We start from the raw sequence: 25,516 nt of genomic DNA on the forward strand, positions 1-25,516 counted from the left end.
ATATTTGAAAGGATGAGATCAATGAATCATACAGCAGACAATTGTATTTTTTGTAAAATCATTGACGGGCAAATCCCTTGCTCAAAAGTATACGAAGATGAACATGTGCTTGCATTTTTAGATATTAGTCAAGTAACAAAAGGACATACTCTTGTTATTCCGAAAGTTCACAAACAAGACATTTTTGCGTTAACGCCAGAAATCGCATCACACATTTTTTCTGTCGTTCCAAAAATCGCAAATGCGATTAAAGCAGAGTTTAATCCAGTTGGCTTTAACCTACTTAACAATAACGGTGAAAAAGCTGGACAAACTGTGTTCCACTTCCACCTTCATTTAATTCCACGCTACGGTGAAAAAGATGGTTTCGGTGCTGTTTGGAAATCACACCAAAATGAATACACTATGGAAAATTTACAAAACATCGCAAGTACAATTGCAAATAGTGTGAAATAATGACACTATAAGAAGGCGTAATACATAACAAGCCACTTCCCTGAAGTCATCAAATTCCGCATGGCTTGTTTCTTTACTTAAAATGCTCAGGGATGATTGTTTGTGCATAGCACATATAAGAAAGATATGCATATTTTCCCATCATGAATACGAACAAAAAATAAGGAGGTCTCCTTTTATGTCAAAAGCTAAATCCTTTATTACAGGTGTTATTTGCGGCGGAGCAGTTGCTGGACTAGCTGTTCTTTTCTCAACTCCTTCTTCTGGTAAAGACATGCGCGGCAAGTTAAAAGAAAAAGGAAATGATATTAAAAAGACTTTAGCTGATATTACAGCTGATACGAAATTATTAAAACGTCAAATCGTTGAAACTGCTTCAGAAGGTAAAGAAGTGTTCCAAGAATTAAAAGACGATATGCACGATACACTTTCTAACTGGAAGCAAGATATTTCTCAAAACAAGCGCCATATTGAGAAAGAAATTTTGGACATCCAAAAGTCAATTGAGAAACTACAAGAAGCTGTTCCAGAAAAAGCGTAAACAAATTCCTGCTTAGTTTTTTGCATATAACAAATATTTTTTATATAAATTGACCTTGACACGGCATGTCGTATAGATATGCCGTGTTTTTATGCATTTACAATATATGTTATCACTTAACATGTAAGGACAACGTATGTATTCACGACTCATAAAACGCTTCCATAGTTATGCATGATTTGTATAGAATGTCATTTTTCCGAAAAATTTTCACAATTCTCACAAAAAGACTTTATTAATTTTTATTTTACTGGCATAATAGATAGTAATGAAAAAAGAATGTTAAAGTGGGTGAGTAAATGAAAAGTGGAGAAAAAGATTACTCGGTAAAAGAAGCGATGATTTTCAGCCAACGCATTGCTCAATTATCGAAAGCGTTATGGAAATGTGTAGAGAAAGATTGGCAGCAGTGGATTAAACCTTACGATTTAAATATTAATGAACATCATATTTTAACAATCGCTTATCATTTAAAAGGGGCTTCTATTTCTGAGATTGCTAAGTTTGGAGTTATGCACGTATCAACGGCGTTTAACTTCTCTAAAAAGCTGGAAGAACGCGGCTATCTTGTATTCTCAAAAAAGGAAGATGATAAACGAAATACGTACATTGAAATTACAGACAAAGGGGAAGAATTACTACTTCGCTTAATGGAGGAGTATGATCCTGAAAATAATTCAGTGTTTAATGGAGCTCTTGCACTTCGTAATTTTTATGGGAAGTTCCCAGAAAATATCGAACTGATTGCAATCCTGCGTAATATTTACGGACAAGACTTTATCGATATTTTTGAGAAATCATTAGAAGATATTGAAGAGAACTTTACAGAATCCGATCAAAAGTTAGTTAAGAAATAATCTATTTATTTTTTCGCAATCATGCTTAAGAATTCATTCATAAGCGGCTTAAATAAACCTTGTTTTGCTAGCGCTTCCGCAGTTTCGTGTACTTCGAGCTGATGTGGAAGCGCTTTTTCAAATTGATCTAACAGCGCATCGAACAAAAGAAGCCCTTCTGCTTTCTCCACTACATATTGCTCGTTCAGTTTTTCACAAAGATTTAGTATACGTTCAATATCTTTTTTACGAGCTTTTTTCTTTATGATCAAAGAATAAAATGGACACTTCTCTTCATCAATCATTTTAAATAGTAGGTCTACATAGTATTCAGCTTGTTCTAATCTTCTAACAACGTCCATTTTCTCCCTCACTTTCTAACACAAAGTCTTCTATTTCTGAATTTTGTAACACGAACAAAATATCGTGTGATACAATATATGTATATGTATTTTAGCCAAAAGGAGGTCTCGCCTCATGACACTTATAACAGTTGTTTTTGTCGCATTCGCACTTCTTGTTATATTTTACACGAATTTCATGACACATACACTGTGTGAACGAAAACAAATAGCTGCGAGCCGCCAGCCCGGTGTCTTTCGGGTTATTAATGTATGTATAACAATTTTATTAATTTCTAGTTATATAGAAATTATATTTCATGGAAAGTGAGGAAGGAAAGCCCCTTCCTCACTTTTTTCCTCTATAAGCAAATTATACCTACAATAACCAATAAAATAAACAGTACAAGTAATAAAATAAGTTGAGAATTCATCCCCATCCCCTCCTCTATTCTGTATATGCGGCATACGCCCAATATGGCACACTTTCAAAATCTGACACGTGCTGGTTAATTTTTCTTTATCAATATGAAAACGGTTCGAAATATGATATATTAAATTTTGTACATATTGCTTATACTATAGAACAAAACATTCATCAAAACTTTATCCTCAGCCTCGGTAAGCCCTGTTAAGCGCGCTTTACCAATATAAAAAAGCAAAAGTATCAGTGAGACTTAATCGGGCTCTTATGAATCAAAATTCATTGGTGTAGGATAAATTAAAAATACATAATAGTAGGAGTGTTTATCGAATGAAGAAAGCTATGCTTGCCTTAGCCGCAACAAGTGTAATCGCATTATCAGCATGTGGAACATCATCATCAGACAAAATTGTTACATCTAAAGCTGGTGACATTACAAAAGAAGAATTTTACAATCAAATGAAGACACAAGCTGGTAAACAAGTACTAAACAACATGGTTATGGAAAAAGTACTTATTAAAAACTACAAAGTAGACGACAAAGAAGTAGATAAAAAGTTCGATGAAACGAAAAAACAAGTTGGTGATCAATTCGATACACTGTTAAAACAACAAGGTCTGAAAGAAGAAACATTTAAAAATATGTTACGTGCTCAATTAGCTCAAGAAAAAGCAATTGAAAAAACAATCACTGATAAAGAATTAAAAGACAACTACAAGCCTGAAATTAAAGCAAGCCACATTCTTGTAAAAGATGAAGCTACTGCGAAAAAGGTAAAAGAAGAACTTGGACAAGGTAAATCTTTCGAAGAGTTAGCGAAACAATACTCTGAAGATACTGGCTCAAAAGAAAAAGGTGGAGACTTAGGATTCTTCGGACCTGGTAAAATGGTTAAAGAATTCGAAGATGCTGCTTATAAACTGAAAAAAGATGAAGTAAGTGAGCCTGTAAAATCACAATTCGGTTACCACATCATTAAAGTTACAGACATTAAAGAGCCAGAAAAATCATTCGAACAATCTAAAGCTGACATCAAAAAAGAACTTGTTGCGAAGAAAGTGCAAGATGGCGCATTCATGAACGATCTTATGATGAAAGAAATCAAAAAAGCTGACGTAAAAGTTGACGATAAAGATTTAAAAGATCTTTTCGAAGAGAAAAAAGCTGACGATAAAAAAGAAGAAAAGAAATAATGAAATAAAAAAAAGCTTGGGCTTCGGCCCGAGCTTTTTTATGTATCCTCTTCGTTAATGAAAGTTTATTTTTTCATTCGTTTAACTAAAACCATCTTTTATGCATTTCACTTAAAAACATTTCTGTAATTTTAAATCCAGAATTTTCTCCTATAATAGAGTCAATCCCGCAATGCGGACAAACTGCTGTGTTATCATCATCCCACCACTCTGTAATTTTTTCTGGATGAAAAATTTCTAAACAATAGAAACAACCACATATAACATCCTTTTCTAAGTGCTTTCTATTACGAGAACAAAAACGATGCGCTTCCTCAAAATATTTTTGCATCAGTATCCCCCTATTCCTGATTTTCTTCTTTGCTTTACTTACATTCTCCTCAATAAAATTGCAATTCTTCCTTAAAGAAAAACACAAAAAAACCTTGATCCACGCCATGCAGAACCAAGGTTTATCTTATTATCATTGATTAAATTCAAAAACTATGTTAAATTAGTACAGAAACACGTTTTCTAAAACGAAATGAACGTATTTATCCGTATCTTAATTGTACACCAAAACACATCTTCAGTCAACCTCTATTTTTCACTTTTAAAGGAGTGCTACCGTATGAACAAAAAACTTGATTTAGAGCAAAAAAGATTGGATACCGTAATCGAAACGATTAAGGAGCAAATTGATAAACTGGAAAACGAAACTGGCAGACGCCGGGCAGAAGTAATCAATATTCGTAAACACTTTTGGGATGATGTGAAAGTGAACACGGATACTTTTGATGATTATCTTGAAACAGTTATCAACTTAAGACAACAAGCTCAGTCACTAGCTGTCACACAAATTACTCATAAGCACACCTTTAATCGACTTGCCGCACTAAAACGCATGCATAAAGCACCTTATTTTGGACGAATTGATTTCAAAGAAGAAGGAGAATCTGCTGCGGATCAAATTTATATCGGTGTTGCTACACTTACGGATGCTAGCGGAGAAAACTTTCTTATATATGACTGGCGCGCACCTATTTCGAGTGTATACTACGATTATCCACCAGGACCGGCTGAATACAGTACACCAGGCGGCGTAATCCACGGTAATGTGGAGAAAAAATTACAATACATTATTCAAAATGGCGAGATTGATTCTATGTTCGATACGAGCCTGACAATTGGTGATGAAATCTTGCAACAAGCGCTCGGAAAAGGTACAAACAAACATATGCAAAGCATCGTTGCTACGATTCAGCGCGAGCAAAATGAAATTATCCGTCACGATGAAGGCCGACTCCTTATCGTGCAAGGAGCTGCTGGTAGCGGTAAAACATCAGCTGCCCTTCAGCGAATCGCCTACTTACTATATAAATATCGCGAATGGCTAAAAGCAGATCAAATTATTCTCTTCTCCCCTAACTCTATGTTCAATAGCTACGTTTCTAACGTACTACCTGAACTCGGTGAAGAAAATATGCAGCAAGTGACATTCCAAGAATATTTAAATCATAGACTGAGTAAGTCATTTGACGTTGAAGACCCTTATGAGCAATTAGAGTATATGCTAACTGAAACAAATAGCCCTACCTATAAAACGAGAAATGCTAGCATCCGATTTAAAGCATCTACTCAATTTTTCGAGATGATTAGAGCTTACAGACAGTCTCTTGAATCTTCAGGCATGCTATTTAGAGGAATGAAATTTAGAGGGAAACTAATTGCCTCAGCTAAAGAAATCACAGAGCAATTTTATAATACTGACTCCTCTCTCCGCTTCCATAGCCGAATTGAGAAGTTAACGGATTGGCTAAATAAGCAAATAGATGCACTTGAAAAAGCAGAACTGAAAAAGCCTTGGGTAGAAGAAGAAATCGAACTACTTAGTAAAGATGAATATCAAAAAGCTTATAAATATTTACAGAAAAAAGGCGAGTTTGACGACAACTCCTTTAACGATTTTGAGAAAGAGGCGAAAGTACTTGGACGTATGATTGTCCGTAAAAAATTGAAGCCTCTTCGTAAAGGCGTTCAAACATTGCGCTTTATCAATTTTACAGGTATATATAAACAGCTTTTCACAGATGCATCATGGGTTACTGGAGAAAAACCGAAAGAGTGGGATGATATTTGCTCATTAACAGTAAATATGCTTGATGAAGGAAAGCTATATTACGAGGATGCGACTCCATTTTTACTTTTAAAAGAATTAATTGAAGGCTTCCAAACGAACAGATCGATTAAACACGTACTCGTAGACGAAGCACAGGATTACTCGCCGTTTCAGTTCGAGTTTTTAAAACGTCTCTTCCCTGCTGCAAGAATGACGGTACTCGGAGACTTTAACCAAGCGATATTTGCCCATGCGAGTGAAACGGTGAATTTCGATACACTTACGAAGTTATACGGGCCAGACGAAACAAACGGCATTAACTTAACTCGTAGCTATCGCTCAACAAAACCGATTATTGAATTTACACGTGCTCTCGTACCGGAAGGGAAGAACATTCACGCCTTTGAACGTGACGGCGAGAAACCTACAGTGACGAAAGTATCAAATGAAAGCGAACTGCACGAACATATTACTGCCAAAGTTGCTGAACTACAAAAAGAGCAGCACAATACGATCGCAATTATATGTAAATCTGCAGCTGAGAGCGCCGCTGCCTACGAAGCACTTAATCATATCGAGAATATTAAACTTGTGAAAAGTAACTCAGCCGAGTATGAGCAAGGCATTGTCGTGATCCCCGCTTACTTAGCGAAAGGTATCGAATTTGATGCTGTTATTATTTACGATGCTTCTAAAGATGTGTACAGCGATGAGAGCGTTCGTAGATTGTTCTACACTGCTTGTACGCGCGCAATGCACGAATTACAACTTTATAGCGTTGGCGAAGTTAGTCCTTTTATACTTGGGGCTGATTCGGAGAGTTTTGAGCTTATTACAACACCTTGATAACAATCAAGGTGTTTTCTTTTTTATGCAGGACTTACACCTTTAAAGTAGAATATATGAGTTTAGAAAAAAGTTAAGGAGTGAAAAGATGAACCATTATTTTATTGCTATTTATGACGGTGAATTTCCTACCGAAAAATTACATACCATTTTACAATCTAATCAAACTTTTACTAACCTAAACGTCCGTACCATTTCAATCTCCTCACCAAGACCTTTCACATTATTAGTTGGCGAAGAACACGATGTACTTACAATTGGACTTACAGACAAATACCACTTATTAACGAAAGAGTTGCAAACACTTGAGCAGCAAGAAAAGTACTACTATGTATACGATTATAAAATTAGAAAGACCATCGAGAATCCTACCCAAAAATGCTTTCCATTCGCACAAATCCATATAAGTGTTACGAAATTCCACCAGATGATTCAAAAAGTAAAAGACTTAAAACAACCTGTATTTGCAGGTTATAACATCATTTCTCATGATGCAGACATACTTACGATTGATGTACTTCTTTCTTCACCTTTACTAGATCCTAACACTTCTGAAAAAAATGCGGAAGAATACTCTTATTTACAGCAACTAACTGAATCAATCTCTCGTTCTGAATTATGTATTTCTGTTAAAGAGAGTGCACTTATTTAAACACGAAAAGAGGGTTATTTATCATAACCCTCTACATACTATCTATTTATGTTTTTGAAACAAAACGTACTAAGTGTGCTAGTGTAAAAAATACAGATTGCGATGTCCATACCGTTTTTTTATGAATATTTATTTACTTCTTGTCCCCTGACACTAATGTTCTGCTTAAAAACAGGAATTTTCATCCATATATCTTGTTCCCTATTTTAAAACATAATACAATGAATACGTAACTTAATAAGCTATAACTAGTAGGTGTGGCAGTCATCTCTTCCATTTTGAAAAAAGGGGGAGGTGATAATATAATCGCGATGTTTGTAATTAAATTAGTGTATGGTATCCTAACCGGAGCTGGCGTTGTCATCGGTAGAAGATACGTCGGTCCGTGGCTAATTTCTGTATACAAAAAAGCGAGAACCACCCTGCTTCGTGGAAAAGGTAAGGGCGGTTCTCGGCTAAAACGTTAATGTAATTGTCTTATAACCGCACCTACTACCACCACAATAGCAAGTTAGGTTACACAAGGCAGAAGTTTCTCAGGCTTCTGTCTTCTTTATTTTATGCAAAATCCATACTACATACTCTATCATTATTGTAACACATTCTAATTATTTTTAGTCAAGAGAAAAAACACCTAAAGGGCTCTCCTTTAGGTGTTTCTCTTTTTATGCTAACGCAGCTGCCTGTTCTTGTTGATCTACAGGAATGACAGCGTCTGTTAGTGCTTTTTCTAGTTCAGCTGTATATTTCATTTGTTCTTCTTTGCTCCAGCCTAGTTTCGCAGCCATGTAGTTGATTACTGCTTCTTTCCACTCGTATACCCAGTGGATGTTGAAGAATACAGCGCCTCTGCGGCGTACGAAGAAGTCAACTGGTTTTGCTGTCATTTCGTAATCCATTGCGTATACAAGCGGGATTAGAACGTCTAGTGGCATGTTGTATTCTTTCGCTTCGTCTTTATGTTTTTTCGCTAAGTCAAATAGTACGTCAACGTTAGAGCCGTAGAATTTCGCGAATTCTTCTGCTTGTGCTGTCGTTAAACCATATTTCGTACCTTCCCCAGCTTTTTTCGCAACGAATGCTGGGAATCCGTGTGAACCATCTACATGTCCACCAGAGATTGGCATATGTTTCGTTGTACTCTTCGGATATGCACTATGGCCTTCTTTTTGTAGTAAGTTCGTTACGTAATCTACTACCATTTCAGCCATTTTGCGGTATCCTGTTAATTTACCACCTGCGATTGTAATTAAACCAGATTCAGAAGTCCAAATTTCATCTTTACGAGAAATTTCAGATGCACTCTTACCTTCTTCATAAATTAACGGACGTACACCAGCCCAGCTTGATTCGATGTCTTTTTCCGTAATTTTTACGCTTGGGAACATGTAGTTAATCGCATTAATGATGTATGTGCGATCTTCTGTTGTCATTTGTGGTACAGCTGCGTCTTTATCGTAGAACGTATCTGTTGTACCTACATATGTTTTTCCGCCGCGAGGAATCGCGAACACCATACGTTTATCTGGTGTATCGAAGTAAATCGCTTGACCTAATGGGAAACGTTTTTGGTCAATTACTAAGTGAACACCTTTTGATAACTGAAGTACTTTTCCTTTTTTCGAGTTATCTTTTTCACGAAGTGTATCTACCCAAGGGCCAGCTGCGTTTACAATTTTCTTACCGTAAACTTCATATACTTCACCGTCTAGTAAATCGATTACACGTACACCGCATACTTTTCCATCTTTATATAAGAAACTGTCTACTTTTGCATAGTTAACAGCTTTTGCGCCGTGCTCAATTGCTTCTTTCATTACTTCAATTGTAAGACGCGCATCATCTGTACGATATTCTACGTAGTAACCGCCGCCTTTTAATCCTTCTTTTTTTACAAGAGGCTCTTTGTTTAGCGTTTCTTCACGGTTAAACATCTTTCTGCGCTCGCTTCGTTTTACACCTGCTAAGAAGTCGTATACACGAAGACCAATTGATGTACTAAATGATCCGAACGTACCGCCTGTATGGAACGGAAGTAACATCCACTCTGGTGTTGTTACATGGGGACCGTTCTCATATACGATCGCACGCTCTTTACCCACCTCTGCTACCATTTTCACTTCAAGTTGTTTTAAATAACGTAGACCACCGTGTACAAGCTTCGTTGAACGACTTGATGTACCTGCTGCAAAGTCCTGCATTTCAAACACAATTGTTGATAATCCGCGTGTTGCTCCATCTAATGCAATACCAGAACCAGTAATACCTCCACCAATTACGATCACATCTAACTCTTGTTTATTTACTCCGTTTAATACGTCTTTACGTTGTTTACTTGAAAATTTCATGGTAATTCCTCCCTTTGATAACGAAAAAAGAGACCACAAACTCCGCTATAGATTTCGCCTCTATAGCGCGTTGTGGTCTCTCCAAATCTCCTACCGAATTATTAACTTGTCACCATTATAACACTGTTTATGATTATTTGAAAGCTTTTGTTGCTTCAATTGCTTTTTTCCATCCAGCATATAGCTCTTCGCTTGTTTTCGCTTCCATCGTTGGCTCAAAGCGTTTGTCCATATGCCACTGTTCTTTAATTTCATCTTGGTTTTTCCAATATCCAACCGCAAGACCAGCTAAGTATGCTGCACCTAAAGCTGTTGTTTCATTGATCACCGGACGCTCTACAGGAACATCTAAAATATCACTTTGGAACTTCATTAAGAAGTTATTTTTAACTGCTCCGCCATCAACGCGTAATGTTTTCAGTTCAATACCTGAATCTGCTTCCATTGCGCATAATACATCTTTCGTTTGGTAAGCTAAAGATTCTAGCGTTGCACGAATGAAGTGCTCTTTCGTCGTACCGCGTGTTACACCAAACATAGCGCCGCGTACTTCACTATCCCAATAAGGTGTTCCTAGTCCAACGAATGCTGGTACAACGTATACACCGTCAGTTGATTCAACGCGAGAAGCATATACTTCACTCTCACTTGCATCTTTAAACATGCGCATTCCGTCGCGTAACCACTGAATTGCAGAACCTGCTACGAAAATACTTCCTTCTAATGCGTAGTTTACTTTACCATCTATTCCCCATGCAATTGTTGTTAATAGGCCGTGCTCAGAAGCTACTGCTTTTTCACCAGTGTTCATTAACATGAAACAACCAGTTCCGTAAGTATTTTTCGCCATACCTTCACCGAAACAAGCTTGTCCAAATAATGCCGCTTGTTGGTCACCAGCTACACCTGCAATTGGTACATTTTGACCGAAGAAGTGATAGTCAATTGTTTCCCCATATATTTCAGATGATGGACGTACTTCTGGAAGCATGCTCTTTGGTACTGTTAACATATCTAGAAGCTCATCATCCCATTGTAAGTCGTGAATGTTAAACATTAACGTACGTGATGCGTTTGAGTAATCTGTTACGTGCGCTTTACCACCAGATAGTTTCCATACAAGCCACGAATCAATTGTTCCGAATAATAGATCGCCGTTTTCTGCTTTCTCTCTTGCACCTTCAACGTTATCTAAAATCCATTTTACTTTCGTACCAGAGAAGTATGCATCAATTAAAAGACCTGTTTTTTCGCGAACCATTTCGCTATAACCTTTTTCTTTTAACTCATCACAAATTTCAGCTGTTTGGCGAGATTGCCATACGATTGCGTTGTAAATTGGTTTACTAGTTGTTTTATCCCATACAACCGTTGTTTCACGTTGGTTCGTAATACCGATACCAGCGATTTGTTCTGGTTTTACATCCGCTTCGCTTAAGCAAGTTGCGATAACTGCTAAAATAGATCCCCAAATTTCTTGTGCATTATGCTCTACCCAGCCTGGCTTTGGAAAATGTTGTGTAAACTCTTTTTGAGCTGAATGAACAATTTCACCTTTTTTATTGAATAAAATTGCACGTGAGCTTGTTGTTCCTTGGTCTAATGAAAGAATATATTTTTTCATATCGGTTTCCCCCTTATGCTACTTTTCTACTATTTGTATTGCTTCCGCTTTTTTTACTTGTCATATAAGAGATTGCTAGTACAATCACAGTTGCGATAATCACATAAATAAGTGCTGAATTTTGTTTTCCTTCAAATACAACTTGATGGAATAAACCTGCAAGTGATCCACCTAAAATTGGACCAACTACTGGAATCCATGCATACTTCCAGTTTGAACCGCCTTTTCCTGCAATCGGAAGGAAGAAGTGTGCGATACGCGGACCTAAATCACGAGCCGGGTTGATTGCGTATCCTGTTGTTCCACCTAATGATAAACCAATACTTACGATTAAGAAACCTACGATAAATGGATTTAATCCATCTGCAAATTTATTTGCTCCAATTGCTAATATACCAAATACTAAAACGAATGTTCCAATCATTTCACTTAAAAGGTTTGCAAATGTGTTCGGAATTGCTGGACCTGTTGCAAATACACCTAACTTTGTTCCTGGATCTTCTGTTTCTTTCCAGTGTGGTAAGTAATGTAAATATACGATAACTGCCCCGATAATTGCCCCAATCATTTGTGCTACGATATAACCTGGTACGTCACTCCATGGGAACGCTCCCTTAAATGCTAATCCTATCGTTAAAGCTGGATTCAAATGTGCCCCACTAATTGATCCAACCGCATACGCTGCAACCGCTACTGCTAAGCCCCAGCCCATTGTAATAACAATCCAACCTGAATCTTTCGCAAACGATTTCTTTAAACTTACACCAGCACAAACGCCGCCACCAAGTACGATTAACAACGCAGTCCCTATTAACTCTCCTAAAAATGCTGACATAGTATCCCTCCACAATCAATTTAAACGCTTCCAAATGTGATAGAGGTAAAATGAATGGCCATTCGTTTTTGTCAAAAGAAAAAGACCCACAGCTTTGCACGCTTCTATATAAATTTATATAGAAACAATGAAATGTGGATCTCTACTTTTCTCCGTCACGTTTATTAACTTGTCTATAATGTTAACCTCTTATGAAAGCGGTGTCAACAGAATTTTTTCACATTTTCGTCACTTTTTTTGGTAATGTTTCCATAGTTCACGTTTTGATGTCGTAATTGCTGTCGCACCAGCGTTTAAAGCTCTTTCCACATCTTCTACAGTACGAATAAAACCACCTGCTAAAATCGGTACACCAGTACGCTCTTTCACTTCAGCGATAACATCCGTTAATGCTCCAGGAAGTACCTCAATATAATCCGGTTTCGTCTTATCTAAAAGATTGCAGCTCTTCTCCATCGCACTCGAATCGATTAAAAAGATGCGTTGTATTGCCACAACACCTTTTTGCTTCGCCTTCATAATAACGCTCGCCTTTGTTGAAAGTAACCCGTACGGTCTAAACTCCTGACATAAATATTCCGTCGCATGCCCATCACTCTGCAAACCATGAATTAAATCCACATGTAAAAACACCTTCTTACAATATTGCTTCGCAAGCGATATAACACTCTTCAATTGACCGACATGAATATCTAAAATAACGATATATTCATACGAACTATGTAATAGCTTTTCCAAATCTTTAATTTGCCTCACTGCCGGCAAAATCTTCTGTTCATGAAATTCCATTCTAAATGTCCCCTTCTTTATGTCATCCTATCCTTTATAGTACACAATTTAAGTGAAAAGAACAGCCAGTGTTGGGGATTTCTTTCAAATCTTTCCTCTATTTATATATTTTCTTCAACTTATCGGAACCTATACCACCTATAATCATGAATACAAGGGGCAAAAGATTCATTACATATGGCGCATCTACTACAATTGTAATACTTGCTCCAGCAAACTTATTTAGCATCCATACAACGATTTTTGTAATAAATAAAAATACTCCTATCATAAATAGACTATCAAAAAACACCTTCCATTTTGGATACGCCAATTGCTTACTATCTTCAATTATTTTCTGCGTCAATTCTTCATCACTCCTTAGCAGTTCATCAATTGTAATACCGAACAGATCACTTAAATGAATAATAATTTCAATGCTCGGATAGTTCTGTCCCGTCTCCCATTTCGAAACCGACTGCCTACTTACATGAATTTTTTCAGCCAAATCATGTTGCGACCAATTTCGTTTTTCTCGTTCTTCTTTTAAACGTTCGCTAAAAATCATACTGTGTTTATCACCTCTCTATGCCCCTTATGTTCAAATAATGATGAAGAGTAAAGCGAGTTATCGTTGCATTTCCTGCGCAACTTATGCGTTACAGCTTATAATGGCGCTATTTTATATGTATCTTCCCTATACTATGCTCCAATAATAATTTCCCGAACAATAATACAAAGAATGGATACTAATAAAGTGAAACTTTAATCAGCCCTCACCAATCGGGCTTTTACGGACAGCCCCCCCCACCTAACTTCTTTACTTCAGCTGAATTTTGAGGTAGGGGGCTTACTCCCCGGCAAATAGCGGGATAAAGACTAGATTAGGCATAAAAAATACGCCATCCCTTCTTATCAGTCTCCAGAAAGAATAACGCAAATTTTCATTTTTACTCATCACTTTTCGGACTATATGAAAACCCCGGATATTTCACAACAGGCCACTTCTCCTTACGCAGAGAATCCATTACTTGCGGGCCAACATGTATATTACTCTCCACTATTTCTTTAGGAGTCAGTGCCATCCATTGATTTAACGATACATCTTCAAAACGATTGCTTCTGAACATCTCTAAAAACCATAATGTTTCGGTACCTGTATTTTGAATATAATGCCCCGTCGCAAACGGTACATATCCGACATCGCCAGCTCTATAATCAAATGTACGAGCGGTACCATTTCCAAGAAACACAGTCATTCTCGCTTCCCCTGTCAAATAATATTGCCATTCATCATTATTCGGGTGCCAATGAAGTTCTCTCATTCCACCAGGCTCAACCTCAACGAGCGCTGCTGCGATTGTTTTGGAAATAGGGAAATTTGTGGAATCTACAATTCGAACGCTACCACCAGGCGTCTTAATCGGCTTTTGTTTTAACAATTCATGTTTAAATGTTAAAGAAACTTCTCCTTTCGGTGATTGAACTTCCTGACTTTCAAGGGAACCTGGCACCTCTCCTTGATAAATATAAACTTGATCTGAAGGGATAGAACGAAAAGCACTCTCAGGTACTCCAAAATTAGCCGACAACACCTCTTTTGGCGTATGCGCAAACCAATCAGAAATAGCTAAAGTAGATAAATCAGAAAAATGTCCATCATCGAAAACGAGTAGAAATTCACAATGTTCCAATCCTTGAATGGAATGCGGAATACCAGGCGGAAAATACCAAAGATCACCTGGTCCAACATCAGCAATAAAATTCCGTCCATTTTGATCAACAGCCGTTATGCGTGCCCGTCCTAAAAGCATATACGCCCATTCCGCTTCTTTATGCCAATGTAGTTCTCGTACTCCACCGGCCGTTAAACTCATATTTACTCCTGCAATCGTCGTCGAAACCGGTAGTTCTCGAACAGTAATCTCCCGAGACCACCCCCCTTGTTTCAAAATCATAGAAGTGTCCGAGAATGAAAACTTCAAGTTAGGAACTAACCCTGCATCCGTTATAGGCGGAACAAGCATATTCGGATTTTGAATATCCCGCATAACATTACGAGGTCCAGAATCAATCGCACCTGCTCCGTCGCTGCGGATTGGTTGTGGCACATTCCCTCCTGCTTCATTAACAGTACGTTTCTTCATGATTACACTCCTTTTTCATCCGGTTATGAAGTAAAAAGCCTCCATCATAGTGTATGGATTGGGCTTTAGATGGTTACAGTTACTATGGAGTTACATCATCTGCCTATCATTATCGTTTTGTTCATTTCTCAACTTATACTAGTATGCTTAGCGCTTAGGAAGACAAAAAAATAAACTAGAACTAACAAAAAACCCTGTAAAATTTATTACAGAGTTTTTCACCAATTATTTATTGTTTTACATATCGAATACGAACATTATCGTCCATTTGATAAATTTGTAATGTGTTTCCATAACTAATTCCTAACTCTTCACTTGCACCAACTGCACTTACAAATACCCCTTTAAATACTTTATTCTTAGTTGGTTTTACTACCAATACTCTTCGCTGCTTCTTCAAACAGTTTTGAACCTTCTTGTGCTTTACTTAATGATTGATGCATTTTACTCTCGTCTTCTTGGTCCAATGCATCAAAAAGAAGTTGAAAACAATCCGCATATAGTTCCATCGACTGCTTTATCTTCGCCTGTTCTCCCTGTAACTCAGGGGGTGCTTGTAAATTCTTCAGTTTCTTCGTTGTTGCCTTTGCTCCACCTAAACTTAGTTGTACTTCACTTTTCTTTTGTTTGTATGATTTTACGTCTGAATTTGCTATTCCTTCAATTAATTTCATTGTATCTTCAATTTGAGTAGCACTGTTTATGATATCTGCCTTATACCTTTCAACATCAGAATCAGTTACCTTACCAGTTGAAGAATTAGAAGAGGAACTTTGTTGACTACTTGATGAACTACTGTTTGTACCTTCACCTTTCGCTACAGATAAGCTATCTTCTTTCTTGCTATCAGTTGACTTACTCTCTTTTTCAGAAGCCTTATTCTCTTTCTCTACCTGTTGTGTTTCTTCTTTCTTTGGTTCATCAGCTTTCTTACCATCCGTTTCAATTGTAATACAACCGCTCAATAACATAACTGGTAATGCTAAACTTACTAATTTCTTTGCTTTCATGATTACTAATACCCCTTTATTTGTAAAATGTAGTGCAAACAAGTTAATATACTTAACTAATAAATTTCCCCCGAGTAATTTATCAAAATTTACTATCCATATATTTCCTATATATTCATAATCTTTCCATATATATCATTTTACAAAGAATTACATATTTGGTCAAAGGGATTTATGTAGTTCTTAAAAGGAAATTTTAATCGCAAAGAAAAGAAGCTAACAATAAATTGTTAACTTCTCAGCTTAAGGAAAAAATAGTATCTTTCCTTATCTTCTAATATCTAGGTTGTGATTGAATATTTGTAAGATGAACATCATACATATCAATGATTTCAAGAAATCTATCAGCTTCACGGAAAACATGGTCTGCCAATAATGGATGAATGATACTCTTTATTTTACATTGCTCAATTAAATCACGTGCTGTTTTCTTAAAATCCCGAAGAGATGCAACCGACACACGATTTTGATCTAAAAATTGATCTAAAAGAGGGGCTGTTTGGGATTGTGGTTTCATAGATTCTAAGTCAATTGCTTGATACATCAATTCATCAAAATCATTGCTAAAATTCCGTGCTGTATCTACAAGCTTTCTTTCCGATGGATCAAGAAGATGACCAATAAATTTAGCATGGTCTGCCATAATCCGTAAAAAGAAAACATTTTCTTTAATAATAGCATCAGGAAGGGCGTCTAATTTACCTTCATTTAATTGTATTAAACGTTTTCTAAAATAATCCGCTTCCCTGCTCGTATGATCAACTAAAAGTGGAAAATTATTTTGTCCTGGCAATTTACATGTGAGAATTAACCCTAAAATTTTTCGCTTAAATCCCCAAATATTAGTTGCGGCTTGTTGTACTTCTGCATTAAATCTTTTTATTTGCTCAGGATCTGTTTCATTTGTATAGGAATGCGCTATTTGTTCAATATGTTCAAACAACCGATAAAATTGATTCGCCTCTTCAATTAATTGAGTATCCTCACATCTAAATCCCAATCGAAGAAAAAAAGAATGCTCTTTCATGATTCTAGACCAAAAACGAATTTCATTTAATGAACGCTCAACAAACATTACAGACGTAACGCCTGTATCAGGATGTAATGAAGTTTCATCCCTATGCATTGTTAATCCCCCCCAGTAAAATCCCCGCTAGTTCCATTCTTATGAGGAAAAATATATATAAATGCCATCAATAAAAGTTTATGATGACTCTCTTATACATGTAAAATTAAACTAATATAACCTTAGCTTGATGAACATATACTGCTCCCCCAGAAGAAAAAAGCTACCACCTAGATGTAAAATCCTACTAGGTGGTAGCCTTTCAAAATTTCTATTAAAGCAATACCGAATCTTTATCACTATCCTGATTACGTTTCTCGCGCTCTTCTTCTAAGCGCTTCATATACACTTCGCCTTCTTTTTCGATAAACTCATTATCCATATCTTGCTCTTTTTTCGAAGTATATAAAACCATGTAGCCACTTAGTACAATCCCGACAATTACAAGATAAACCCACCATGGTAAAGTTTCCAAATCACTTCATTCCTTTCCTTAGACAAGCCTTATTAGTTTCACTTTATGAGGAAAGAAGTGGATTTATGCTTAAAATTTTTATTGTGGATGCTTCGCGAAAAATGCTTGTACATATTCCATAAACTCAATTGGTTCCTGACGAAACGGTGCGTGGTATCCTTTTTCAATAATATGAAACGTACTATTTGCAAATAACCCATGATACAGTTCACCATTTTTCCAAGAAACACTTTTATCATGTCGTCCCCATATAATTAAAGTCGGTACCTTAATTTTATCAGCTTCCATCGCAATGCGGCGCTCTCTCATTTTCGTAAGCTGATCATAATGCTCTTTATCATCACGACTATTTTTTACTTCATTTTTATTATACTTCGTAATCTCAGTTACAGTTTGTAAGTCCGTCGATAGCGGTGGTACTTCATAACTTTCTTTTTGTTGGAAAGACTCTATCCCTGTAGCATCCGCCAAGATGAGATGCGTGACTGCATCCGGATATAAATACGCTAAATTAAGGGACATCTCTCCGCCCATCGAATGGCCGAGCACCGCAAACTGATCGTATCCGAGCTTCTTCATTAACTTATAATATAAATTCACTTGCGCAGGAAACGAATACTGAAAATCAACCGGCTTAGAAGAACGCCCAAACCCTAAAATATCAACCGCAATAATCGTATGATCTCGCACTAGTTCCGGATAAATATCACTAAACCCATCAGAAGAACCACCAAACCCATGCAACATAAGTAAAGGAGGTTTTCCCTCACCAATTTGTTTAAAATAAATCGTCTGTCCATCAATTTGCGCCATACTCTCTTTCGTATTCAGCTTCATCATAACAGTATCTTTCACTTCTCCAACCTTCGCAATCGGCTTCTCAACGAAGTTACAAACAATTAACAAAACGAGCACAATACCGCTAATCATATAAAACTTAAACCTTTTCAAAGTTCCCGTCTCCTTTCTCTTGTTGCTATTTAAAGTTTTTACATTTTTTGGTTATTTTATGTTCTCTTTTTAATTGTAACTAAAACAGTTACAATTATACTAAAAAAATATAACTCATTTCTGTTACTAATGGTTATTCTGTAACCATTATAGTTACATATTTAAAGTAAGTCAATTCTTTTCTCTACATGACCTGAAAATAGAAAAAGGGACTTCATGTTGAAGTCCCTTTCTTTGTTATTATAGTTGGCTTACTCCGCCGTCGCCTTTATTATCTGCTGGTGCTCCGCCTGTGTCACCAATGTTAACGTAGTCTGGTCTTGCTGGTGCTCCGCCACCATCCCCTTTATTAAGTGCAACTGAATTAAAATCATGAAATCCTAGAGATAAAGTAAATGCGAACCCTATTACCGTTAATACAATTTTTTTCATTATTTTAACGCTCCTTTTATCATTTGTTTTTTTCTTGCTTCTTTACTCATATGATAATATTCGCTAGATTTTTCATGATTTTTTTCATAATAAAATTTATCTGCTAAGCGTTCCGTATACTCTTGAATACAATCAAATAATTCTTCTTTTTCAAAATAAGAAATCGCATCTAAAATAACATTTTCAAACTCACCAGTAGTCGCATTCATTTTATTTAAAATCATGAATCGGTATTGATACTCTTGATTTTTTAACTGATTACAAATACGTAACCCTTTATTTATTAACGACTCTGCTTTTTCTAATTCATTTAGTTTTAGGTATTCGTCTGATTCCAAGTATAGTGCTCGAAAATGATTAGGAGATTTCTTTGTTACTTCTGATAAGTGACGGATAGCTAACTCAGATAAATTTTGATTCGCGTACAATAAACCTAAATTATTTCTAACCATTAATATATATTTTTCATGATTAACTTGTTGGAAAACATTCAATGCTGTATTAAACGTTTCTTCAGCGAACTCGAATTGTTGTAAATCAATATAACACAACCCTAACATATTGTCGCACAACGCAAGATTAATTTCATAACCTGGTTGTTTTAAAAAAACCTCTTTTGCTGTTTTTATTTGATCAATCGCTAACATTTGTTGATATGATTGGTTATAAAGATATCCATAACGATAATTAAACTCCGCATGTTCTATCGGATCGGCAATATATTTCAATAACTTCTCAGCTTGCTCATACTGTTCTTTCGCTTCGTTATAATTTGAAATTAATGTGCAATGAAACCCTTTAAAGAAGTGATAATAATAAGCTAAAAAGCCCTCTGTTGGAATTTCGAAAGATTCCACTTTATCAAAACTATCTTCTCTAACTGAAATCCAATCAACTAATGCATCATATCTAAAATTCAACAACGCATGATAAAGCAATACCTCCTGATCCACATCCAACCCACTAATCTTACTTTCAATCTCCTCTTTCATTTCTGTGGCCTTCTCTATGTTTTGCTGCAACATTACACGATACCAATCATCTAAAGAATGTTTCATTTGCTCCCGCGTTACTACATCTGCTCCCATACACTCGCATCCCCTTTTCTCCAAAATTACAAAATTAGGATTTTTATACAATTATCAAAATTGTATATTACCACTCCTTTTCTATGCATTGAAAAACAATTATCAGAAAATTAAATATTCAAATTAATTATACCAAAGTTTTCCTTTTTGATAACTTGAGAAACAATTGTCAGAAAACTTACTAGAATAAATAAAAAAGCAAGTACTTCCAGCAATCCGCTAAAACTACTTGCTCTATTTTTACTCTTTAATAAATTCCTTCGTACTTCTCACTGTATCAATTGGACGAACTAATTTTTCAATTTCTTCACGTTTTGGCTCTAGGAATGGAGGTAAAGATAATTTTTCGCCAAGTGTTTCGTATGGCTCATCTCCCATAAATCCTGGGCCATCTGTTGCAAATTCAAATAAGATTTGTGGTGCAACTCTTGCGTATAATGATTCAAAGAAATGACGGTCTACATAACCAGATGAAGGAAGTCCAACGCTACTGATTCTCTCAATCCATTCTTCTAATACAGCGCGATCTTCTACGCGGAATGCAGCATGGTGAACCGTACCAAAACCTTGTCGTGCTTCTGGAAGAACCGTATTATGTTCTACAATGACAGAAGCACCATTTCCACCTTTATTCACTTCAAATAAATAGAATTCTCCTTCTTGCGCAACCTCTTTAAATAATAAAACTTTTTCTAGCACTTCTTTGAAGAAACTAAAGTTTGCAATACGGATGAATACAGGGCCTAAACCAGTAATTGCATATTCTAATGGAACTGGTCCGTTTTGCCATGGTGTACCTGATTCGATCCCTTTATCAAGTTCATCTGAGATTAATTGATAGTGTTGGTCATCAAAGTCAACGAAAGAAAGAGTTTTCTTACCAAATTGCTCTTTAATTCCTGTATGTTCTACTTCAAGACGGTCAAAGCGTTTCACCCAATACTCTAGTGCTGCATCAGTTGGAACACGGAATGAAGTTTTTGAAATTTCATTTGTACCGTGTACTCCTTTTGGAATACCTGGGAAGTCAAAGAATGTCATATCTGTTCCGGCACTACCTTTATCATCTGCAAAGAATAGATGATACGTTTGAATGTCATCTTGGTTTACTGTTTTCTTAACTAAACGCATCCCTAAAACGTGAGTGAAAAACTCATAGTTCTTTTCTGCACTACTTGTAATTGCTGTAACGTGGTGAATTCCTTTTAATTGGTTCATTTTATATTCCTCCAATAGTTTTAAATTTTATTTTATCTTTTCTCTACTATTACTTCTCTTCAATAGGTGCTAAATTCGCTTCAATTTCTGCTCGCTGACCTTCTAAGAATGGTGGTAAATCAAGTTTTTCTCCTAAATGTTCCACATCTCCATCAACTGTAAATCCTGGGCCATCTGTCGCAATTTCAAATAGGATTCCGTTTGATTCGCGGAAATATAAGCTTTTAAAATAGAAACGGTCGATGATTCCTGAAGAATGGAAGCCTCTTTGTTTCACCTGTTCTTCCCAATAGGCAAGCTCTACATCGTTTTTCACGCGAATTGCTAAATGGTGAATGCTGCCTCGGCCCGGCTTTTCAGTAGGACCATCTAAATATTTCACAACGATTTCTCCAAAAGCCTCTCCTTTAATGGACTGGAAAATTGCTTCTTCATCATTTCGGCTAACCTCTGTATAACCGAACATCTCTGTAAGTGTACTCGCCATTTTATCAAGTCTACGCACTGTCATTTCTACAGAACCCATTCCTTGAATTTGATGCTTTGCAGGAACTTCTGATTTCTCCCAAGTTTCCCAGTGCTCTACTTTTTCTCCGTTTGAAACGAGTAGTACTAAGCGAAGACCTTCAGCATCCTCAAATTGTAAAGCAGGACGATTTGCATATGTTGTCATTTCACTATGTTTCACATCAAATTTCTCAAATCGTTCTTTCCAGTAATGTAAGCTTTCCTCTGAAGGAACGAGTAATCCAATTCGAGTAATCGCATTCGTACCGCGATATGTTCTTCCTACTAATGGAATTTCAAAAAATGATAATTCCGTACCTGGACTTCCTGTTTTATCTCCATAAAATAAGTGGTACATTGACGGATCATCTTGGTTTACTGTCATTTTCACACGACGTAAGCCAAGCACGTTTTTATAAAAGTGATTATTTTCATTTGCATTTTTCGTAACCATTGAAATGTGATGATGCCCTTTAATTTCATACATTGGTTATTCCTCCGTTTCGTTTTACTAGTCAAGTGATAACTAAAAAAATAACATTTCCCACAACTAATATGGTTTTTAGCTTTTCAATTTATTCTTAATTATATTTTTGTAAATTCATCTTAGTTTTTACTGTATAAGTTACTTTGTTTTTTAATCGAAAACAACTGAGTGTATGTTTTTCATATGACTCAATCGCTTTCGTTACTATCACTTTACACCTCAAGTGATTAAAAAGCAAGTGATTTATCTCAAATTCGAGATGTTTTTTATAAAGTCTTATGTACTTCCTATAAAAACAGCTGTGCAGAAATAATATAGTTGTTTAAAAATCCTTATTCCACGAACGGAGCAGGTTCGTGGAATCTATGGTAATTAGGTTTGGCTGGGAATTTTGTCGATGATATTAAAAAAGACACCGAAGTGTCTTTTTTTTTTCAAATTAAGCATACCGATAAATTAAAATTTAATTACTTAACATTATGCTTATCTTAGGAGCAAGGTATTTTATCGGTGAGTGTATACAAACCATGTAATGCTTGCTGTTAATAATGCTGACGAAATCAAAGCTGTAAGAACACTATATGTTTGCCACATAAGTATTGTTGACCAATCGAAAGCGCAGCACAGTATACCCAGAGCAATCGTAGCGATCAGGAAAATAACTGTTACGGTTATTCTCTTTTTTGTCATTGGCTGTCGCTCATTCGTTCTCCTTCTGCGTAATCCTAAGAGAAATAGCAAAACGGCCAATAGGCAAAAAATAATTGTGATAGACGACAAAATGATATCCAAAAGCTGTGTGCCGCTTATTTCATATGACTGAGTTAGATTGCCTTCTAATATATCTTTAACTTTTAGTACCATGTTTGTATTGGTATTTGTGCCGTTGCTCAGCAAGGAGACGGCTGTTCGTTCATTTGGCAGTATGACTACTTCGGTTCTGAAATTTGGATTGCTCCCAGTGTGTTCTATAATCGTTTGTTCGGCATTTACGGACCAACCTGCCGCATAATACATACCGTTGACAGCCGAAACAGACATATCACCCCTATGTGATTTTTCGATAACCGTGTGAAATATTTCGGGTATGTCCTGCACGATCCCCATCTGTATGCCCAGCCAACGAGCCATATCTTTTGTATTAGAAATGATGTAGCCTGCGGGTTTATTCCCGGCATAATCCGGAGCTTTAAATGGAGTTGTCATAAAAAAGGAAGAACGGTAGCCCTGTGCCAACTGTCCAGTAGCTTGAGCATCTTCTTTATAAACATACGTCTGGTGAAGACCTAGCGGCTGAAATACCTGTTCCTTCATAAAGTCTTCATAGCTTTGTCGCGACACAATCTCAATAACCAAACCCAATACGTCATAATTAACGGTTCCATAGTTATACTGTTCACCGGGAGGGAACGCCAATTCAGCATCAACGAGCATTTCCACAGTCTTTTGCAACATATCCGGTGTATTGCCTTGTGGAATATTTTGAAGATGCCTAATATTTGTTAGACCACTGGTATGGTGAAGAAAGTTATTTAGTGTAAGACTTTGCATATCAACAGGTTTCCCTTGATACTTTAATGTAAACCAAGGTAAATATTTTTGGACAGGGTCAGTCATTGAGAGCAGCCCTTGCTCTTCCAATAGCATAATACCCATACCGGTAAAAGCTTTACTGACCGAGGCTAACTCATAGAGTGTATTTTCACTTGCAGACACCCCCTTTTCACGGTCTGCATACCCTGAAGAAAAGTAGAACACTTCATCATCAGCAAGTATTGAGATTGACATTCCCGGCACACCTGATATACGACAGGCATCATCTAGCAACGCTTGTATTGCCGCAGATTGCGAATCTGACAACGCATAACTTTGTGTTGCAAATCCTGAGAATAATATAAATATCGTTAATACAAAAACAATAATCTTTTTCATAAACTCTCCTTTTTGGAAAATTATAAGAGAATAATATAAATAACCTCCTTTTACAACTACGAAACTAAATTTTAATTTATCTTTCTATTCACCTGTATAATATCAAATGATTGCGAATAGTTACAATTGAACGAACAGATAGATGTAATTTGAAACAACTTTAAAGAGCCTTGCTACGTAGAATGTAGTAAGGCTCTTAGCTTTTTAATAATCAAAATTCAATAACTTTATTATCATTATACAACAGCCCCACTAAGCGTATTAAAACTTAATGAGGCCACTTTATTCACACTATTAATTATGGAACGTCGGCTTATAGAACGAACGATTATCAAGTGCGAAGACACGCTCTGTGTATTCGCCTGGTTTTGTGCGTCCTAATGCGCGGTCCATCATGTTCATTTTTGCATCTAAGTTATCGATGTAGTGCAGAATTTCTGCTTCTTTTACTAATGGTGGTTTTGGGCTACCCCATTCTGCTTTTCCGTGGTGAGAAAGGACGATGTGTTGAAGAATTAATACTTCTTCTGCATCGATTTGCAATTCATCTGCTGCTTTACCAATTTCGTTTACCATAATAGAAATGTGGCCTAGTAAGTTTCCTTCTAACGTATACGTTGTAGAAATTGGGCCAGATAATTCAATTACTTTACCAAGGTCATGTAAAATAACACCTGCATATAGTAAGTCTTTATCTAATGATGGGTATAGATTTGAGATAGCTTTCGCTAAATCAAGCATTGATACGACGTGATAAGCTAGTCCAGATACGAACTCGTGATGGTTTTTTGTCGCTGCTGGATAGTCTAAAAATTCATTTTGATGCTTATTTAATAAATGTCTTGTTAGACGCTGAATGTTCGGGTTTCTCATTTCAAATATGTATTGCGTAATTTTCTCAACCATATCTTCTTTTTTCACTGGTGCTTTTTCTACGAAGTCTGAGATGTCTGTTACTTCATTTTCATTCGCAACACGGATTTGTTTCACACGTAATTGAATACGTCCTTTGTAGTTTAAAATATCTCCAGCTACTTTCACGATTGTTTCCGCTACATATTGTTTCTCAACTTCTGGTGATACGTCCCATAGCTTCGCTTCAATATCTCCACTTGGATCTTGTAAGATTACTGTTAAAAATGGCTTTCCATTGCTTGCGATACCTTTTGTCGCTGTTTTAATTAACAAGAAAATATCGACTTGTTCACCAACTTCATACTCTGCAATTTTCTTTTTCATT

At 36.4% G+C, this 25,516-nt stretch carries 27 protein-coding genes; 8 read left to right on the forward strand and 19 right to left on the reverse strand.

Annotated elements, in window-relative coordinates; genetic code table 11:
* Positions 1 to 21: 21 nt before the first annotated feature.
* The 3 genes from M1D66_RS21800 (at position 22) to M1D66_RS21810 (ending at position 1,854) form a co-directional block, all read left to right on the forward strand.
* Positions 22 to 456 carry an HIT family protein gene (locus M1D66_RS21800; protein ID WP_001016835.1) on the forward strand — a complete coding sequence of 145 codons (435 nt, stop codon included), beginning with the start codon at positions 22 to 24 and terminating at the stop codon, positions 454 to 456.
* A 178-nt stretch (positions 457 to 634) separates the two neighbouring features.
* The gene (locus tag M1D66_RS21805) at positions 635 to 997 is read left to right on the forward strand and encodes a YtxH domain-containing protein (RefSeq protein WP_000030300.1); all 363 of its coding nucleotides are present in this window, start codon (positions 635 to 637) and stop codon (positions 995 to 997) included.
* A 299-nt stretch (positions 998 to 1,296) separates the two neighbouring features.
* Positions 1,297 to 1,854, forward strand: a complete 558-nt coding sequence (locus tag M1D66_RS21810; protein ID WP_000834924.1) for an HTH-type transcriptional regulator Hpr — start codon at positions 1,297 to 1,299, stop codon at positions 1,852 to 1,854.
* 5 nt (positions 1,855 to 1,859) lie between these two features.
* Here M1D66_RS21810 and M1D66_RS21815 read toward each other — a convergent pair whose 3' ends face one another.
* Positions 1,860 to 2,195, reverse strand: a complete 336-nt coding sequence (locus M1D66_RS21815; RefSeq protein WP_000383655.1) for a DUF1878 family protein — start codon at positions 2,193 to 2,195, stop codon at positions 1,860 to 1,862.
* A 115-nt stretch (positions 2,196 to 2,310) separates the two neighbouring features.
* On the opposite strand from M1D66_RS21815, the gene M1D66_RS21820 reads away from it, so the two are divergent.
* Positions 2,311 to 2,505, forward strand: coding sequence for a hypothetical protein (locus M1D66_RS21820; protein ID WP_000172690.1), 195 nt, complete (start codon positions 2,311 to 2,313; stop codon positions 2,503 to 2,505).
* Positions 2,506 to 2,928: 423 nt separating this feature from the next.
* Positions 2,929 to 3,792 (forward strand): peptidylprolyl isomerase PrsA, encoded by an 864-nt coding sequence (prsA, locus tag M1D66_RS21825; RefSeq protein WP_000710074.1) that lies wholly within the window; start codon positions 2,929 to 2,931, stop codon positions 3,790 to 3,792.
* 85 nt (positions 3,793 to 3,877) lie between these two features.
* On the opposite strand, the gene M1D66_RS21830 is transcribed toward prsA, so the two are convergent.
* Positions 3,878 to 4,123 (reverse strand): hypothetical protein, encoded by a 246-nt coding sequence (locus M1D66_RS21830; RefSeq protein ID WP_001174905.1) that lies wholly within the window; start codon positions 4,121 to 4,123, stop codon positions 3,878 to 3,880.
* Positions 4,124 to 4,402: 279 nt separating this feature from the next.
* Here M1D66_RS21830 and helD point away from each other — a divergent pair, with 279 nt between their 5' ends.
* The 3 genes from helD to M1D66_RS21845 all read left to right on the forward strand — a co-directional run bounded on the left by helD (position 4,403) and on the right by M1D66_RS21845 (position 7,855).
* Positions 4,403 to 6,736 (forward strand): RNA polymerase recycling motor HelD, encoded by a 2,334-nt coding sequence (helD, locus tag M1D66_RS21835; protein ID WP_242554796.1) that lies wholly within the window; start codon positions 4,403 to 4,405, stop codon positions 6,734 to 6,736.
* Between the two features lie 88 nt (positions 6,737 to 6,824).
* Positions 6,825 to 7,388: a hypothetical protein gene (locus M1D66_RS21840; RefSeq protein WP_242554797.1), complete on the forward strand. Its 564-nt coding sequence runs from the start codon at positions 6,825 to 6,827 to the stop codon at positions 7,386 to 7,388.
* A gap of 278 nt (positions 7,389 to 7,666) precedes the next feature.
* Entirely contained in the window at positions 7,667 to 7,855 is a 189-nt protein-coding gene (locus tag M1D66_RS21845; protein ID WP_063246215.1) for a hypothetical protein, read from the forward strand.
* 198 nt (positions 7,856 to 8,053) lie between these two features.
* Here M1D66_RS21845 and glpD read toward each other — a convergent pair whose 3' ends face one another.
* From glpD to yhaM, 17 genes are all read right to left on the reverse strand, one after another.
* Positions 8,054 to 9,736: an aerobic glycerol-3-phosphate dehydrogenase gene (gene glpD, locus M1D66_RS21850; protein WP_016122054.1), complete on the reverse strand. Its 1,683-nt coding sequence runs from the start codon at positions 9,734 to 9,736 to the stop codon at positions 8,054 to 8,056.
* Positions 9,737 to 9,869: 133 nt separating this feature from the next.
* Positions 9,870 to 11,360, reverse strand: coding sequence for a glycerol kinase GlpK (glpK, locus tag M1D66_RS21855; RefSeq protein ID WP_000760006.1), 1,491 nt, complete (start codon positions 11,358 to 11,360; stop codon positions 9,870 to 9,872).
* 13 nt (positions 11,361 to 11,373) lie between these two features.
* A complete protein-coding gene (gene glpF / locus M1D66_RS21860) occupies positions 11,374 to 12,195 on the reverse strand; it encodes a glycerol uptake facilitator protein GlpF (protein WP_001272200.1) in 822 nt (273 codons plus the stop codon).
* Between the two features lie 228 nt (positions 12,196 to 12,423).
* Positions 12,424 to 12,984, reverse strand: a complete 561-nt coding sequence (glpP, locus tag M1D66_RS21865) for a glycerol uptake operon antiterminator GlpP (protein WP_000394285.1) — start codon at positions 12,982 to 12,984, stop codon at positions 12,424 to 12,426.
* A gap of 97 nt (positions 12,985 to 13,081) precedes the next feature.
* On the reverse strand, positions 13,082 to 13,531 hold the full coding sequence (locus tag M1D66_RS21870) for a helix-turn-helix domain-containing protein (RefSeq protein ID WP_242554798.1): 450 nt from the start codon (positions 13,529 to 13,531) through the stop codon (positions 13,082 to 13,084).
* A gap of 382 nt (positions 13,532 to 13,913) precedes the next feature.
* Positions 13,914 to 15,110 (reverse strand): oxalate decarboxylase family bicupin, encoded by a 1,197-nt coding sequence (locus tag M1D66_RS21875; protein ID WP_242554799.1) that lies wholly within the window; start codon positions 15,108 to 15,110, stop codon positions 13,914 to 13,916.
* Between the two features lie 229 nt (positions 15,111 to 15,339).
* On the reverse strand, positions 15,340 to 15,489 hold the full coding sequence (locus tag M1D66_RS21880; RefSeq protein WP_000260576.1) for a hypothetical protein: 150 nt from the start codon (positions 15,487 to 15,489) through the stop codon (positions 15,340 to 15,342).
* The gene (locus M1D66_RS21885; protein ID WP_086385438.1) at positions 15,470 to 16,120 is read right to left on the reverse strand and encodes a DUF7018 domain-containing (lipo)protein; all 651 of its coding nucleotides are present in this window, start codon (positions 16,118 to 16,120) and stop codon (positions 15,470 to 15,472) included. The genes M1D66_RS21880 and M1D66_RS21885 overlap by 20 nt, the downstream gene beginning before the upstream one ends.
* 274 nt (positions 16,121 to 16,394) lie before the next feature.
* Positions 16,395 to 17,246, reverse strand: a complete 852-nt coding sequence (locus M1D66_RS21890) for a DUF2935 domain-containing protein (protein ID WP_000554479.1) — start codon at positions 17,244 to 17,246, stop codon at positions 16,395 to 16,397.
* Positions 17,247 to 17,460: 214 nt separating this feature from the next.
* Positions 17,461 to 17,661, reverse strand: coding sequence for a sporulation YhaL family protein (locus M1D66_RS21895; RefSeq protein ID WP_000449223.1), 201 nt, complete (start codon positions 17,659 to 17,661; stop codon positions 17,461 to 17,463).
* 78 nt (positions 17,662 to 17,739) lie between these two features.
* Entirely contained in the window at positions 17,740 to 18,612 is an 873-nt protein-coding gene (locus M1D66_RS21900; protein WP_000819487.1) for an alpha/beta fold hydrolase, read from the reverse strand.
* Positions 18,613 to 18,852: 240 nt separating this feature from the next.
* Positions 18,853 to 19,044 carry a hypothetical protein gene (locus M1D66_RS21905; RefSeq protein ID WP_049107796.1) on the reverse strand — a complete coding sequence of 64 codons (192 nt, stop codon included), beginning with the start codon at positions 19,042 to 19,044 and terminating at the stop codon, positions 18,853 to 18,855.
* Positions 19,044 to 20,132 carry a response regulator aspartate phosphatase gene (locus M1D66_RS21910; protein ID WP_049107795.1) on the reverse strand — a complete coding sequence of 363 codons (1,089 nt, stop codon included), beginning with the start codon at positions 20,130 to 20,132 and terminating at the stop codon, positions 19,044 to 19,046. Before M1D66_RS21910 ends, M1D66_RS21905 begins: the two co-directional genes overlap by 1 nt.
* Positions 20,133 to 20,372: 240 nt before the next feature.
* Positions 20,373 to 21,350 carry a ring-cleaving dioxygenase gene (locus tag M1D66_RS21915; RefSeq protein ID WP_001072554.1) on the reverse strand — a complete coding sequence of 326 codons (978 nt, stop codon included), beginning with the start codon at positions 21,348 to 21,350 and terminating at the stop codon, positions 20,373 to 20,375.
* A 49-nt stretch (positions 21,351 to 21,399) separates the two neighbouring features.
* Positions 21,400 to 22,344 carry a ring-cleaving dioxygenase gene (locus M1D66_RS21920; protein WP_153595068.1) on the reverse strand — a complete coding sequence of 315 codons (945 nt, stop codon included), beginning with the start codon at positions 22,342 to 22,344 and terminating at the stop codon, positions 21,400 to 21,402.
* A gap of 504 nt (positions 22,345 to 22,848) precedes the next feature.
* Positions 22,849 to 24,276: a serine hydrolase domain-containing protein gene (locus M1D66_RS21925; protein WP_242554800.1), complete on the reverse strand. Its 1,428-nt coding sequence runs from the start codon at positions 24,274 to 24,276 to the stop codon at positions 22,849 to 22,851.
* Between the two features lie 294 nt (positions 24,277 to 24,570).
* Positions 24,571 to 25,515 carry a 3'-5' exoribonuclease YhaM gene (gene yhaM, locus M1D66_RS21930; protein WP_000726639.1) on the reverse strand — a complete coding sequence of 315 codons (945 nt, stop codon included), beginning with the start codon at positions 25,513 to 25,515 and terminating at the stop codon, positions 24,571 to 24,573.
* Between the last annotated feature and the right edge of the window lies 1 nt (position 25,516).

The organism is Bacillus sp. PK6-16 (genome assembly GCF_056530295.1).